This is a genomic window from Filimonas effusa, assembly GCF_004118675.1.
In the GTDB taxonomy this organism is placed as follows: domain Bacteria; phylum Bacteroidota; class Bacteroidia; order Chitinophagales; family Chitinophagaceae; genus Filimonas; species Filimonas effusa.
Genome location: NZ_SDHZ01000002.1, coordinates 1,328,934 through 1,342,967, shown reverse-complemented (window position 1 = coordinate 1,342,967; position 14,034 = coordinate 1,328,934). Strand labels below are relative to the sequence as shown.

The 14,034-nt window shown below is 45.0% G+C and carries 13 protein-coding genes and 1 riboswitch; of the genes, 10 read left to right on the top strand and 3 right to left on the bottom strand.

Annotated elements, in window-relative coordinates:
- Nucleotides 1–13: 13 nt before the first annotated feature.
- A complete protein-coding gene (locus tag ESB13_RS16640) occupies nt 14–829 on the bottom strand; it encodes an alpha/beta hydrolase (protein ID WP_129004756.1) in 816 nt (271 codons plus the stop codon).
- 97 nt (nt 830–926) lie between these two features.
- Between ESB13_RS16640 and ESB13_RS16635 the strand changes: the two genes are divergently transcribed.
- The 7 genes from ESB13_RS16635 (at nt 927) to ESB13_RS16605 (ending at nt 8,697) form a co-directional block, all read left to right on the top strand.
- Nucleotides 927–1,838 (top strand): DnaJ C-terminal domain-containing protein, encoded by a 912-nt coding sequence (locus tag ESB13_RS16635; protein ID WP_129004755.1) that lies wholly within the window; start codon nt 927–929, stop codon nt 1,836–1,838.
- A gap of 11 nt (nt 1,839–1,849) precedes the next feature.
- Nucleotides 1,850–2,149 carry a chaperone modulator CbpM gene (locus tag ESB13_RS16630; protein WP_129004754.1) on the top strand — a complete coding sequence of 100 codons (300 nt, stop codon included), beginning with the start codon at nt 1,850–1,852 and terminating at the stop codon, nt 2,147–2,149.
- Nucleotides 2,150–2,194: 45 nt separating this feature from the next.
- Nucleotides 2,195–4,204, top strand: a complete 2,010-nt coding sequence (locus ESB13_RS16625) for a M48 family metallopeptidase (RefSeq protein WP_129004753.1) — start codon at nt 2,195–2,197, stop codon at nt 4,202–4,204.
- Between the two features lie 54 nt (nt 4,205–4,258).
- The gene (locus tag ESB13_RS16620; RefSeq protein WP_129004752.1) at nt 4,259–5,095 is read left to right on the top strand and encodes a CvfB family protein; all 837 of its coding nucleotides are present in this window, start codon (nt 4,259–4,261) and stop codon (nt 5,093–5,095) included.
- A gap of 174 nt (nt 5,096–5,269) precedes the next feature.
- Entirely contained in the window at nt 5,270–6,001 is a 732-nt protein-coding gene (locus ESB13_RS16615) for a DUF4397 domain-containing protein (protein WP_129004751.1), read from the top strand.
- 484 nt (nt 6,002–6,485) lie between these two features.
- Complete coding sequence (gene rpoN / locus ESB13_RS16610; RefSeq protein ID WP_129004750.1) at nt 6,486–7,964, top strand: RNA polymerase factor sigma-54; 1,479 nt, start codon at nt 6,486–6,488, stop codon at nt 7,962–7,964.
- 73 nt (nt 7,965–8,037) lie between these two features.
- A complete protein-coding gene (locus ESB13_RS16605) occupies nt 8,038–8,697 on the top strand; it encodes a hypothetical protein (protein ID WP_129004749.1) in 660 nt (219 codons plus the stop codon).
- Between the two features lie 13 nt (nt 8,698–8,710).
- Here ESB13_RS16605 and ESB13_RS16600 read toward each other — a convergent pair whose 3' ends face one another.
- A complete protein-coding gene (locus tag ESB13_RS16600) occupies nt 8,711–9,535 on the bottom strand; it encodes a murein L,D-transpeptidase catalytic domain family protein (RefSeq protein ID WP_129004748.1) in 825 nt (274 codons plus the stop codon).
- Between the two features lie 190 nt (nt 9,536–9,725).
- Nucleotides 9,726–9,931: riboswitch (cobalamin riboswitch) on the top strand.
- Nucleotides 9,932–10,104: 173 nt separating this feature from the next.
- On the opposite strand from ESB13_RS16600, the gene ESB13_RS16595 reads away from it, so the two are divergent.
- On the top strand, nt 10,105–11,193 hold the full coding sequence (locus ESB13_RS16595) for a DUF5074 domain-containing protein (protein ID WP_164974246.1): 1,089 nt from the start codon (nt 10,105–10,107) through the stop codon (nt 11,191–11,193).
- Nucleotides 11,194–11,384: 191 nt separating this feature from the next.
- Here ESB13_RS16595 and ESB13_RS16590 read toward each other — a convergent pair whose 3' ends face one another.
- On the bottom strand, nt 11,385–11,615 hold the full coding sequence (locus ESB13_RS16590) for a DUF3820 family protein (protein WP_129004746.1): 231 nt from the start codon (nt 11,613–11,615) through the stop codon (nt 11,385–11,387).
- A 743-nt stretch (nt 11,616–12,358) separates the two neighbouring features.
- Here ESB13_RS16590 and ESB13_RS16585 point away from each other — a divergent pair.
- Nucleotides 12,359–12,925 carry an RNA polymerase sigma factor gene (locus tag ESB13_RS16585; protein WP_164974245.1) on the top strand — a complete coding sequence of 189 codons (567 nt, stop codon included), beginning with the start codon at nt 12,359–12,361 and terminating at the stop codon, nt 12,923–12,925.
- 50 nt (nt 12,926–12,975) lie between these two features.
- Entirely contained in the window at nt 12,976–14,013 is a 1,038-nt protein-coding gene (locus ESB13_RS16580; RefSeq protein ID WP_129004744.1) for a FecR family protein, read from the top strand.
- Nucleotides 14,014–14,034: the final 21 nt, after the last annotated feature.

The window sequence follows — 14,034 nt, the reverse complement described above, 5'->3', positions numbered from 1 at the left end:
ACGCTTGTAAGTATTATAACGTGGGATCTGTAAAGAAATTATGAAAGAATAGCATGTGATACAAAATGGCTGTACGCCAGTAGGCGCCATTATGCCCGCCGGGACGCTCGGTATAATCATGCGCTATTTTATTATCCAATAATTTCTTATGTAAGTCGCGGTTTACTTGTAAAAAAAAGTCGGAAACTCCACAGTCAAATGCAATCTTTAACTCATCTTTCTTTAAACTGTCTGCAAGATTGATAACTGTATTTGCCTCCCAGTTTTGAGGATAAGATGCTATTTCTCCTAATCTTTTCTTTAAATCCCAGTTGTTGGGAAATGGCCTGATGTCAACGCCGCCGCTGGTACTGTTTACAACACCAAAAAGATCCTTATGTCTTAAGGTTAAATAAAATGCCCCGTGTCCGCCCATGCTCAATCCCGATATACCACGGTGTGCACGGTCGGCAATGGTCGGATAGTTCGCATCTATATAAGGCAATAACTCTTTAATCATAAATGTCTCATAACGATAGCTGCTGTCCAGCGGACTGTCAAGATACCAGCTGCTGAAGCCGCCGTCAGGACATACCACTATAATTCCGTACTTGTCTGCATCAGTTGTAACCGACGGGAAATCTTTTACCCACGAACGATAGTTCCCGCTATAACCATGTAACAGGTACACAACAGGATAACGCTCTTTTTTACCCTTCTTTTGATCGGGCTTTACCACTACACAAGGCACATTCTTTTGCATCGTGGCACTGAAAACCTGGATAGTATCAACCTTCGCCGCAAAAACGGTGGAGGTACAGAAAAGAACAAGGAAGAAAAAATATTTCATGATGTAGCAATTAAACAATAGGATATGTTTGACGTTGCCAAAGGTAGTATCTACGGCGTATTTTTTGTAAATTAGTAGCATAACTATAAGAACACATATGGCTGAGTTTATTGATTATTATAAGATACTTGGGATCGATAAAAATGCATCGGCCGATGATATCAAAAAAGCATACCGCAAACTTGCCAGGAAATACCATCCCGATCTCAATCCCAATGATGCTGTGGCACAAAGAACTTTTCAGCAGATCAATGAAGCGAATGAAGTGCTCAGCGACCCCGAAAAAAGAAAGAAATACGACCAGTATGGCGAAAACTGGAAGCAGGCCGACCAGTTTGAACAGGCACGGCAGCAGGGCGGAACAGGAACCTATTATAACCAGGGCGCCGCAGGAGGAGGCTTCGAAGGCTTCGACTTCGGAGGAGGGGAGGGATTCTCCGACTTCTTCGAACAAATGTTCGGCGGTGCACGATCTGCAGGCCGCTCAGCGAAATCGGCGCAATTCCGCGGACAGGATTTTAACGCGCAGCTGCAACTCAACCTTAACGATGTATATACGACGCATAAACAGGTGATCACTGTCAATGAAAAAAATATCCGCATAACTATCCCGGCAGGGGTTGAAGACGGACAGGTCATAAGGCTCAAAGGCCATGGCGGCCCCGGTAAAAACGGCGGCCCGGCAGGCGATCTCTATATTACCTTCATCATTAAGAACAATACCGGCTTTAACAGGGTGGGTAACGACCTCTATACTACCGTTGAACTGCCGCTCTATACCGCCGTGCTTGGCGGTGAATGGATAATAGATACGCCCGGTGGAAAGCTGAAATTGAAAGTGCCGCCCGAAACGCAAACCGGTACAAAAATCAGGCTTAAAGGAAAAGGATTTCCCATATATAAACAGGAAGGTGCCTTCGGTGACCTTTATATCACTTACCATGTAAAGATCCCGACAGGCCTGACCGAAGCACAAAAAGACCTGTTCAGGAAATTAGCGAACTCATAAAACGTATTGCCATGGAATTAAATGAATTCGTAAATCTGGGCGACTTCTGTGATTGTCACCACATCTCTTACACGTTCATCTCTGGCCTGCATGATGCCGGACTTATTGAAATCACCGTCGTCGACAATAACCAGCTACTGAATATAGCGCAGCTTAAAGAACTGGAAATGATGGTGCGACTGCATAATGAACTTGATATCAATTCCGAAGGCATTGAGGCAGTTACGCACTTGCTGCATAAGCTCAATGAATTACAACATGAACTAAAAACTGTGAAGCAACGCCTCTCCTGGTATGAAAGCCATTATTAGTTTTTTCCTATATTGCCGCGCTTTTTCAACCCTCATCTTTAAACTATGAATACGCTTTATCCGCCGGCACCTGTGGCTGTTGACATACAGTTATTAACTCCATCTGCAGCTTTTAAAAAAGAGGTCAGTAAGGTTGTGGTGCAGATCATTCTTTTTTTTGTTGTTTATCTGTTACTGGTAATTGCTGCGGTAGCATTGGCTATTGGCTGTATCTATGGTGGTATTGCGCTCATGGCTAACCTTAGAGGGTTATGGGTTTATTTGTTCGGTATTGGCCTTATGGCATTCGGACTCGCTATTGTTTTTTTCCTGGTTAAGTTTCTCTTCGCCGCTCATAAGCAGGAAGACAATGGTAGCATAGAAATTACAGAGGCGCAACATCCCATCCTTTTTGAGTTTATAAGAAAGCTTACTGTTGAAACGCAAACGCCTTTCCCCAAAAAGATCTTCCTCATCCCCATAGTGAATGCCTCTGTATCATATAAAGTTAGCTTCTGGAGTATGTTTTTCCCGGTACGCAAAAACCTGGAAATAGGAGTGGGGCTGGTAAATGTGCTGAACGCTGGGGAATTTAAAGCAATAATGGCGCACGAATTCGGCCACTTCAGCCAGCGTAGCCTAAGGCTCGGTAGCTACATCTATTACGTGAACAACATCATCTACAATATGTTGTTCGAAAACAAAGGATATGGAGGATTTCTCAATAGTTGGGGTAACCTTCATGGCATCTTTCAGTTGTTTACCGTAGCTGTAGCTAAAATAGCAGAAGGCATACAATGGATCCTAAGGAAAATGTATGCGCCTGTAAATAAAGCATATATGGGACTTAGCCGCGAAATGGAATTCCATGCCGATGCTATCGCCGCTTCTGTTGCCGGAGGTAATAACCTGGTAAGCGCCCTGGATAAGATATTGATAGCCCACTCTTGTTACGAAGAAGCAATGACCAGGGCTACAGACTCCTTGTCGGATAATAAAGCCACTGCCAACCTGTTTGCCGATCAGCGGGTGGTCTTGAACCTTATTGGAAAAGGATTTTCTCTTAATGCTGAACTTCCCTCACGGGTGAACTACCAGGATCAATGGGCCAGCCATCCAACAACGGAAGAACGTACCGGACGGCTTCACCAGTTGAACTGGAATGTTGCACCGGTTGCTGATCCTGCATGGGGTTTCTTTAACGATCCGGAGCAGGTGCAATTAAATATGACGCGGCATATGTACGCACACTCGGGTGTTACAGAAACACTCTCATTCTACGATAAGGAAGAATTTGAGCACAACTTCATTAAAGACCGCGAAGCAATTAGTTTGCCGTTGAAATATAGAACATGGTTTTCAGCACGCTACCCAGGGCAGGAAGTTGTAAAACAACTGGCCGGATTGCCGGTCTTTCCGTTGGCATGGAATGATATCGTCAATGAAACGAATCAAAACCTGCCAACCCTGCTGCGTGCCAATGAACGCGATATGATGATTGTTGAAGCTATTGCCCATGGAAAAATCGATGTAAAGAGCTTCGACTTCGATGGGCAGAAGTATGATGTTTCAGAAGCGCCTGCCGTTGTCGAAGATCTGAGAAGTGAAATCGAAAGGCTTCATCAGCAAATGCAGGAAACTGATCTTAAAATACTTCAATACCTGAAACAGCAGGCTCCGGAAGGAGGCCACGACTTTATCACCCGCTCAGCAAGGCAGGGACAGTTTAACGATGTATCAAAAGAAATTCTTACGCTTATCATGCCATTTTTCAGTCATCAGCCCCTTTCGGCGGAAGAGGTCAGTCTAACCGTCGAAAAACTGAAAGCAGGTCCGGAACCAGCCTGTCTGACCCTTTGGCGCGAAATGCTTGATAATAAAGGATTCCAGGGCAACGAGCCACTGCACAAAGCCGTTGAATCGTTCGTAAACAGCTACCATTTCTACTGGAATGGAAAAAACTTTAATGAAAAGGACATCGAAGATCTCTATAACCTTGTCGTAGAAACCGATAACTGGATGGCGCATTTTGTATTCCTTGCTTTTCGCCAATGGCTCGAACAGGTGCCGGCTTAATCCCGAAACATGGTCCGTTACTTGTACCTTTGCTTTGAAATAAACTAAACGACAATGGTTGAGGTCGGTAAGATCAATAGGTTGAAAGTGTTACGCCAGGTAGAAATAGGTGCTTTTATGGACGATGGCGAAGGAGGTATCCTCTTGCCAAAACGTTTTGTCCCCCGTAACATAAAAAATGGCGACGAACTCGACGTTTTTATCTACCACGATTCCGATAACCGCCTTATTGCTACTACCCAGAAGCCGAATGCAGTAGTTGGAGATATCGCCTTCATGCAGGTCGTGGCCGTCACACCGCAAGGCGCTTTCCTCGACTGGGGCCTTATGAAAGACCTCTTCGTGCCAAAATCACAACAACAGAGTTTCATGCGCGTAGGTGCAGGTTATCTTGTGAAACTGTATGTCGACGAACAAACCGGACGCGTCGCAGCTACAGAAAGAATTGAACGCCTCCTTGATAATGAACACCTTACTGTTGCCGAAAAACAACAGGTAAAACTCCTGGTCTACCGCAGATCAGAACTGGGCTATGTTGTCATTATCAACGGTATCCATACAGGATTACTTTACTTCAATGAAGTCTTTAAAGAACTTGAAATAGGCGATACGCTCGACGGCTTTATTAAGAAAATAAGAGAAGATAATAAGATCGACGTAGGCCTTGGAAAACCAGGGTACGATAAAGTAGAAGACGAAACCGGGAAAATACTGCGCCTGCTGCGTGAAAATGACGGATACCTGCCTTATCACGACAAATCCGATCCCCAGGAGATCTACGACTTCTTCGGCATGAGTAAAAAAACATTTAAAATGACAACCGGCGCCTTATACAAACAACAAAAGATCAGCTTTACACAATCAGGCATCAAATTGCTGTCCAACGACTAATAACCGCCTGCAAACAATAAATGATCCGGGATGCAGCTTTGCTGCCTGGTCAGGTTGTTTTAAGAATATGTTAATGTGGCAAACCGCAGGCAACGATTTATGCAAATTGGCATCATTATTCCGTTTAGAACATGGCACAGGAATGCCGATTAGAGAATCTTTAAATTGTAAGTAATGCAAACTAACTTAACGTTAGGTCTCAAAAGGACTATGTTAATTATGGGAACGGTTGTAGCCGCATCACTGGCGCTCTCCTCTTGCTCCAAATCTGTCGACGCAGAAAATACGCCCATTGCCGGATTAATTGCCTTTAACGTTGCAACGGATCAGAATTATGGAATCGGCATCTCCTTATCAGGCAGCGAATTCCTGAGTTCAGCACTGGGTTATGCAAACTATACAGGGGGCTATCAGGCAGTGGCAACAGGTCAGCGCATAGTTCGTTCTTATAGCGCTACAACAGGTAGCACAATGGCGCAAACAACCACGAATTTTGAATTGGGAAAATATTATTCAGTAGTGGTGGCAGGTGCAAATGGTAACTATCGCAACCTGGTAGTAGAAGATAAATATGATGAGTTGCCAACTTCCAATGGTAATATCTTTATTCGCTATTTTAATACGATCCCCGATTCTTCAAAACTTACTGTCACTATAACCCCCGAAGGTAATCCCGCTATTACGGATGCCAACGTTGGATTCGGCGCCATATCCGATTTTAAAGAATTGCCTGCAGGCAATGTCATAGTATCCATTACCAACGGCAGCAATATAGTGGCTTCGAAAAAGAAAGAGGATATTAAAAGCAATCAGGTTTATGCAGTGCTTCTTGCTGGAATCCCCTCTTCTACCGGTGCAGATAGTATTGATGTGAAGTTTGCTCCCCTTGCACAGCTCTCCAACTAAAAAAGTTGAATAAAAGCCGCTTTCAACGGGTTTTAAAGCCGTTATAAACGAGGTTAAAATAACACTGAGGTGATACAAAAGTCTGAACTTTGTATCACCTCATTTTTTTAGAACCTTTTCCCCTCTAACTTGTTAACATAAGACAACGACCCTAACCTTATTCGTAATGGTATGCCCGAAGCTTTCTCCAATTGAAGCTCTTTGTGGCAGAAAAACCCCAGATGACTACTGTAAAAATTGGCCGGTAACCCCGGATTCCCCCGTTCTGGCAGCGAATAGGTGACAGGTAAACGAAAAATGGGTAAAATACTGTCTTTAGATAACCTGTATGTGATTTTTTGGCCGAACAAGAAAGATGCCGAAAAAAGAAAAATGAACAATATTAAGAGAATTTTAGGCATTCGATTGGTTTGAAGTACGTAAATTTACCCCGAAAAATCAGTATCTCAAGGAACCTGTTAATCTTAGAAGAACTAATAACAGCATGTCATTAAGCCAATCATTACAACAGAAACTCTTACAAAAGCTCTCTCCTCAGCAGATTCAGTTAATGAAGTTGCTACAGGTCCCCACGGCCAACCTGGAAGAACGTATTAAAGAGGAACTCGAAGAAAACCCTGCGCTCGAGGTTACCGACGAAGAAAGAGATGACTACGATGAAGCCGAAGAGTTCGATACCCAGGAAGAGGAGTACGAAATGGATGGCTCCGAAGACGAATACGAAAATATAGATATCAGCGATTATGTCTCCGATAGCGACGATGACGTTGCCGACTATAAACTCCGCGACGACAATTACCCCGATGCCGACGACAAAAAAACACTGCCTTTTAAAATTGAAAGCAGTTTTCACGACATCCTGGTCGATCAGCTTGGCCTCCTCTCCCTCGACGAAAAAAACTACAAAATAGCAGAACAGGTAGTAGGCAGCCTCGACGACGATGGCTACCTCCGCCGCGAACTCTCTTCCATGGTCGACGACCTTGCTTTCCGCCAGAATGTCGATGCCTCCGAAGAAGAGATAGAAGCCGTGATCCACAAGATCCAGCAGTTCGATCCCCCCGGTATTTGCGCCCGCAATCTCCAGGAATGCCTCCTGTTACAACTGAAAAGACAGCTTGCCGGCGGAAAAGAGGTGAGCCTCGCCATCCAGGTGCTCGATAAATACTTCGAAGAGTTCACAAAAAAACACTACGAAAAAATCCAGAGAGGCCTCAACCTTAACGACGACCAGCTTCGCGATGTCATCAATGCCATCATTAAGCTCAATCCCAAACCAGGCGGAAACCTCGGTGAGATCAATAAGGCGGAGAGTTACGTGGTGCCCGATTTCTTTATCCTTAACTCCGGCGGCAAACTCGAACTCTCCCTCAATGCCAAAAACGCTCCAGACCTCCGCATCAGCGAAGGTTATCGCGATATGCTCCGTGAATACGACAAAGGGGCTAAAAAAGATAAACGCCAGAAAGAAGCGGTCATGTTCATCAAACAGAAGATCGACTCGGCCAAATGGTTCATCGATATGATCAAGCAGCGGCAACATACCCTGCTCAGTACCATGAACGCAATTATGGAATACCAGCGCGAATTCTTCCTCACAGGCGATGAAACTAACCTTAAACCAATGATCCTCAAAGATATAGCAGAGGTTACAGGGCTCGATATCTCTACCGTGAGCCGCGTGGCAAACAGCAAATTCGTTCAAACTGAATTCGGAACCTATCGCCTTAAATTCTTCTTCAGCGAATCGCTTAGCACCGAAAGTGGTGAAGAAGTGAGTACCCGCGAAGTCAAGAAAATACTCAGCGATCTCATCGAAGGCGAAGACAAACGTAAACCACTCAGCGACGAAAGGCTTACTGAGCTCCTTCAGGAAAAAGGATATAATATTGCACGTCGTACCGTTGCCAAATACCGGGAACAGCTCAATATTCCCGTAGCGCGTTTGCGAAAAGAATTATAAAACAGGAAAACGGCCTCTACGCGGCTGTTTTCCCTAAAGTATATTCCGGTTGTATCCGGCCCAATTGAATATAATGTCTGATAATCAAACTGTTACAACGCAGCCCATGCCGGTTAAATTACTGGCAAAACTGGTGTCCTATCTTTTCCACCCGCTGTTTATACCTACTTTCGTTTTTTTATGGCTGCTTTTTCGCTTTCCCTACGAATTTGCAGGCATTTCCCCCGTCGCAGTGCGTTACAGGATCTTTAGCGTCTTCTGGATGACAGCCTTCTTCCCCGCATTTGCCGTATTGCTGCTATGGCGACTTAAATTCATCAATAGCATTATGCTGCGTACGCCTAAAGACAGGATCGTGCCATATATGATCACAATGTTCTTTTACTGGTGGATGTGGTATCTCAGCCGCAATTTCACCGATCAGCCAATAGTGATCAAATGCTTCTATCTGGGTATCTTCTTAACAACAGTAGCCGGTTTGGTCGTTAATAACTTCCTGAAGATCAGTATGCACGCTATGGGGGCGGCAGGCGCAATGGCTTTCGTTATCCTTACCTGTTTTACTTACGGCATGCACTTGGGCGCAGATATTTCTGTTGCTGTAGTGGCTACCGGCCTTATTTGTACAGCCAGGCTGGCGCTGAGCGAACACGCTGCTGCAGAGGTCTATATAGGACTACTGGCAGGGGTTACCTGCCAGTTTATTGCGTACTATTTTACTATGATTTTCTGATCAAAAAGCTTGCTTATCCCTTGGCAGCGTCCGCTAAGGGTGATGCCTCCTGGGCGGCTATAGGCTGTTGCGCGATAGCAGGTTTTAAAGCAGGCCACATGAAGTTGGCATTCAATATCTTGGAGCTGCGCTGATACCAGTTGTCATTATGATAGATAAAGAAGCAACTGCCACCTTTGATCGTATTGATAATATCTTTATGCTCAGAATAAGAAACTGCAGGGCAGCCATAACTTCTGCCCATAGCACTTTCGCAACGGCTGGCATTTACATAAGTGCTGCCATGCATTACAATATCACGCATACGTACATTGTCGTTAATGCCTTTTTCCATTCCATCAAAACGCATGCTGTAACCGGCTTTGCCTGTATAGGTCTCGGCGGTGATCATGAAGCCCAGCGAGCTTTTGTGTGAACTGTTCAGGTTCGAAAAACTTGTAGCATATTCTCCGCCGGAATTACGGCCATGTGATACATAGGTATTGAATAATACCCTGGAATGAGCGATATCTATAACGTATAAACGCTTTTTGGTACTGCTCTGGCTCATATCTACAATTGATAACAGGTCTGGTTTCGCCAGTTGACCTTTTTCCAGCAGATACTGATAACCCTTATAGGCCTTGAAAAAAGCCTCACGGCTTAAGCCATTACTGTCTAAACCTAAACGGGTATAGATGGAATCAGAAAGCCGGCGGGCTGGAACCGCATTAGCATTGTCGGGTAATAGGGAGGGGAATTTTTTTCCGTCATTGTCATTCGCACGGTGGGCACTTGTAAACGCAATAGATGTAAAAGCACACACACACACAGCTACCGCAAACACTACTTTTTTCATCGAGTTCTTTCCTTTTTAGTTGGGGTGGTTATTGAATTATTACGACATACTATTAATGCTCAGAATGGTAAATTTATTGCAGTTCTTCATAATATTTTAAGATTTTGCCCACTGTTTATGGATTTTTAACGCCATTCCTCCCTTCCCTTAACAATTCCCGGGTTTTATGACATTCCTCAAACAATTCCCTACATTTGCCGCCGCTTTTGGTTTCCCGCTTCCAACGGGAATTAAAAGGGAACCCGGTGTAAATCCGGGGCTGTCCCGCAGCTGTAAGTTTTCAGGTAAGATCCACTTTTACCACTGCCGTACTCCATACCACTGTGACCCATGTCACGGGAAGGTCACCCGGCAGAGAAAATGAGCCAGAAGACCTGCCTTTAGCAACTTGGATTCAACGCTTCCGGGGATTGAAGCATGAATGATTGAAGAGCATAAACGCTTTCTCACATTTTATGGTATAAATGGCTGTAATGACAGTATAGCACAGTAGTCGCTATACCTCACCAGGTTATAGTTGCCCCATAGCATTGTTTCTGCCAGTCCTGTCTTAAACCAAAATGGATATAATGAAAACAATGTCTCGCTCATGGAGCCGGTTGGCGCTCTGCCTGCTCGCAATCCCTGTACTCCTGTTCTCCTGTCAAAAAGACGATACGCCCGCTCAAATCGGTAAATATCAGGACGGCTTCTTTATCATCAATGAAGGCTGGTATGGCCACGAAACCGGCACCGTTTACTTCTACGACCACCGGGGCGACTCTCTCCGGGCTAATATTTATCAGGCCGAAAATCCCGATAAAGTATTGGGTACCATTACCTCCACCCTCCAATACGCTACTATTTTCAATAATAAAATGTACATGGTGGTAAAAGTGGGTGGCCCTCTCGTAGTAGTTAACCCCGCTACCATGAAGGAAATCAACCGTATTGAACCCCTGCCGGGCAACAATGGCGTCTCTTTCCTCGGCCTCAACGACGACCAGGGATTGTTAGGTACCACAAATGGCCTCTATCTCTTAGGATTATCCCCGCTTTCTCTTGGCGCCAAAGTAACCGAAATCACCGGCGCTATCGGCGATATGGTTAAAACGGGCGCGTATCTCTTTGTCGGTTCGCAGAAAACCGGCCTCGTAGTCCTGAATAACAATACATTCAGTACCGTCAAATCTTTTGCAAACGTTCAAATGGGACCTGTTGTCTCTGGCGATGGCTCAGGTGTTTGGGCAATAGCTGGAAATAATTTGTTGAAGATCAACGCCCAAACCCTCACCGCCGATACGGTGAAACTTGCGTTCACCGCTGTTTCACCCTATGGCGCCTGGCGCTCTACCGCTATAACCAGCTCAACCAGGGAAAATGCAGTGTTCTACGCCGAAAACAAAAGCTTCACCGGCGCTACCAGGATCTATAAATATGTTGTGGGAAATACCGCTTCAGCCACTACCCCTTTTATCACATTACCCGAAGGCCAGTATTGCTATGGTAAAGCAGTGGCTTATAATAAGGCAGCCGACGAACTTATTGTCACTACACTTAATGGCGCCTATACAGGTAATATCAATAGGGTGCTTTTTTATAACGCCGCCACAGGTGAGCTCAAAAAAACATTGACGTATAACGGATGGCATTTCCCGGCAATGCCTGTGTTCTATTAGTAAATGTTTTGGGGCATAGGGGCAAACTCTTTTTGCCCTTCATTCGTATATGGCGGTATAAGTCGCGCTTCGTTAACCGGGGCGCACAGTAACCGTTTCATAAATAATTCTATTACTGGTATCGCTGCGCTCGTGCAGCACTGGCTGCACACGCCCAGCAGCCAGTTGATACCGGTAAAATGCAAATGATACTATAACGACTTCCTGACCTGGCTTAACAGTTCTTCTAATCCGTTCGTTTTTATCTCGTACATCGTCGCCAGCAACATTCCCAGCTTTCCCTTCGGAAACCCCTTCCGCTGAAACCACTCCAGGTACGATACCGGTAAATAACACAACACCGTATCCTTATACTTGCCAAATGGCATCTTCATCGTCACTAGCTCCTTTAATATTGAAGAGTCAGGCTGAAATATTTCCACGTAATAATTTGTTTTAAAATAGTATCTCTCAAGCTTATCTCTCTACAAACTTAACGCTTATAATAGATCTCTATGGTAGTAGTAGCTGCTGTTATAGCCTGAAAGACTATTGATCACGGCAGTCTTTACAATGAACAGGTAATACAATCTGGAACAGTACAACGGTCGGTTAAACGCATGTGAAAACACTACAACCTGTGCTAAGGCTTATTCCGAAACAAACTTGGATCTGGATAACTGGGATCAAGTTGAAAACTTGGGGGTGCTAATTGAATAACAGAAATAAAGAATAGGAAAGCTAAGGGCAAAAAAAAAGGCCTGAGTCTTAGACAAGACAGGCCGTTGCTAACCTATGAAAAACACCATCTTAAATCTCGTTATATAGAAAGTTTCTATTGTTTCGATTTGATACAGTAAAGTTACATTCTCTTTTGATCTGGCAAAATTAAAAATCACATAATTGTAGAAAATTTTCTAAAAAAGGGGTTAAATGTAAGCGCTTTTCCCTTCTGTTTTTTCTGTTTTTATGAGATTTGAAGCAGGGGTATCCTCTGAAACCCTTTGCTGTAAAGGGTTTTGGGGTGAAGTGCTATAAAAGGGCTACCGGACAGAACCCCGGGGTCCTTTTTTCCCGATTCGGACCAAATATTATTATAAAATACAGCTTTCCCTAATCCGTAAGTTTTTTTCCGCATCACGACCGCTCCCAAATGCCTGGTCCGCTAATTTTGGAATATTATAACATGAACCTAAGGCGCAGTGAAATAGAAATCTGGGATGCCTTTGTAGAAGGTCATAAGGCGGATTTTGAGTATTTATACAATACCTATTACGCCCATCTTCTGGCATATGCAGGAAAATTCCTGGACGACCCTGTACTGGTACAGGAGTGCATCCAGGACCTGTTTGTTAAACTATGGCATAATAGATCCAACCTCGGACGCCCCGCTTCAGTAAAGCATTACCTGCTGAAATCCCTTCGTAACCTGGCCTATAATAAACTCAGCGCCAGGCAAAGAATAAGGCATATAGGAGGTATAGAAGAATTCGACAGCTTCAATCTCGTGTTCGACGATCCCCGCTCTCTTACAGCAGCCCAACCCTTATCCGCTGCACTTCAGCATAAGATCAACGGGCTTACCCCGCGCCAGAAAGAAATTATCTACCTCTTTTACGTCGAAGATCTGTCCTACGACGAAATAGCAGAGATCCTTGACATGAATAAAGGCGGCGCCTATAAACTCCTTTACCGCGCACTCGAAAGCCTCCGTTTGCAGTTTTTTTTAAAAAAAAGAAATCCCGTGGGATAATTCCGTTTCCGCTGACTGTATTATTATAAAATACCCTCGCGGATTCTCATATGCAAAATAATCAGGTGACGACAGACTACACGGACTTTACCTTGGAACATTTCCTGGCCGATCCGTCGTTCAGAACCTGGGCAAAAGGAACCGCCGACGCCAATACCACAACTTATTGGCAACAGGTTATCGGCATCTATCCGCAGCACGAAGCCACTATCGGCCAGGCAGTAGCCATCATCCGGAAACTCAGCCAGCCTTCCCCTTCTGCTACTTTCAACGGTCAGCAGCTCTCATGGAAAACTATCGAAACCCAGATCAACGGCCACACGACGCGCAAAACCATTTCTTGGATCAGGTATGCGGCGGTAGCCGCCGCTATCGTGCTGCTTGCCGTAGCATCATGGCTCCTGCTTTCAAAGCAGCCACAACTGCAGCAACAAACGCTGGCAGCCCAACGGCAGCGTATGGTTTTACCGGATAGCTCCGTTGTAACCCTCGGAGCCAATTCCTCATTGTCTTATAATACCTGGCAGCCCGGTAAGCCACGCGAAGTATGGCTGAAAGGAGAAGCTTATTTCGAAATCAATCACCTGAATAAGGATTCCGCCCATATTACACCCGCACAGCGCTTCCTCGTGCATGTTAACGACAACATCACGGTAGAAGTGCTCGGTACTGTTTTCCTGGTCCGTAACCGCAGAGGCAAAACTGCAGTTTCGCTGGAATCAGGATCCGTAAAAGTGAATATCGCCGGAACAAGGCAACAACAGCTGATGCTGAAACCCGGAGAAACAGTAGAGCTCAACCCGCAGCAAAACCTGGTTGAACTCCACCCGCAAAAGGATAGCATCCCCACACAATGGCGCTCCGGTAACCTCATGTTGAACAATACCTCCGTCCGCGAAATCCTGCAACTGCTGGAAGACAACTACAATAGAACCGTAAAAGTCGCTTCCCCGGAATTGCTTGATAAACGTGTAGACGGCATCCTGCCGCTAAACAATGAACAACATGCGCTCATGGCCCTTTCCAGCATCCTCGATGCCGAATTCCGTGAGCACACAAATGGCACCCTCGTGCTCAAAAAGAACTAACGCAATCTCTCAATATCTATA

Bases quoted from the DNA above. Each gene is read 5' to 3' on its own strand.
- ESB13_RS16605 (WP_129004749.1), top strand. From the start codon at position 8,038: ATGTCTGATAATCAAACTGTTACAACGCAGCCCATGCCGGTTAAATTA.
- ESB13_RS16615 (WP_129004751.1), top strand. From the start codon at position 5,270: ATGCAAACTAACTTAACGTTAGGTCTCAAAAGGACTATGTTAATTATG.
- ESB13_RS16625 (WP_129004753.1), top strand. From the start codon at position 2,195: ATGAATACGCTTTATCCGCCGGCACCTGTGGCTGTTGACATACAGTTA.
- ESB13_RS16600 (WP_129004748.1), bottom strand. From the start codon at position 9,535: ATGAAAAAAGTAGTGTTTGCGGTAGCTGTGTGTGTGTGTGCTTTTACA.
- ESB13_RS16620 (WP_129004752.1), top strand. From the start codon at position 4,259: ATGGTTGAGGTCGGTAAGATCAATAGGTTGAAAGTGTTACGCCAGGTA.
- ESB13_RS16635 (WP_129004755.1), top strand. From the start codon at position 927: ATGGCTGAGTTTATTGATTATTATAAGATACTTGGGATCGATAAAAAT.
- ESB13_RS16585 (WP_164974245.1), top strand. From the start codon at position 12,359: ATGAACCTAAGGCGCAGTGAAATAGAAATCTGGGATGCCTTTGTAGAA.
- ESB13_RS16630 (WP_129004754.1), top strand. From the start codon at position 1,850: ATGGAATTAAATGAATTCGTAAATCTGGGCGACTTCTGTGATTGTCAC.
- ESB13_RS16595 (WP_164974246.1), top strand. From the start codon at position 10,105: ATGAAAACAATGTCTCGCTCATGGAGCCGGTTGGCGCTCTGCCTGCTC.
- ESB13_RS16640 (WP_129004756.1), bottom strand. From the start codon at position 829: ATGAAATATTTTTTCTTCCTTGTTCTTTTCTGTACCTCCACCGTTTTT.
- rpoN (WP_129004750.1), top strand. From the start codon at position 6,486: ATGTCATTAAGCCAATCATTACAACAGAAACTCTTACAAAAGCTCTCT.
- ESB13_RS16580 (WP_129004744.1), top strand. From the start codon at position 12,976: ATGCAAAATAATCAGGTGACGACAGACTACACGGACTTTACCTTGGAA.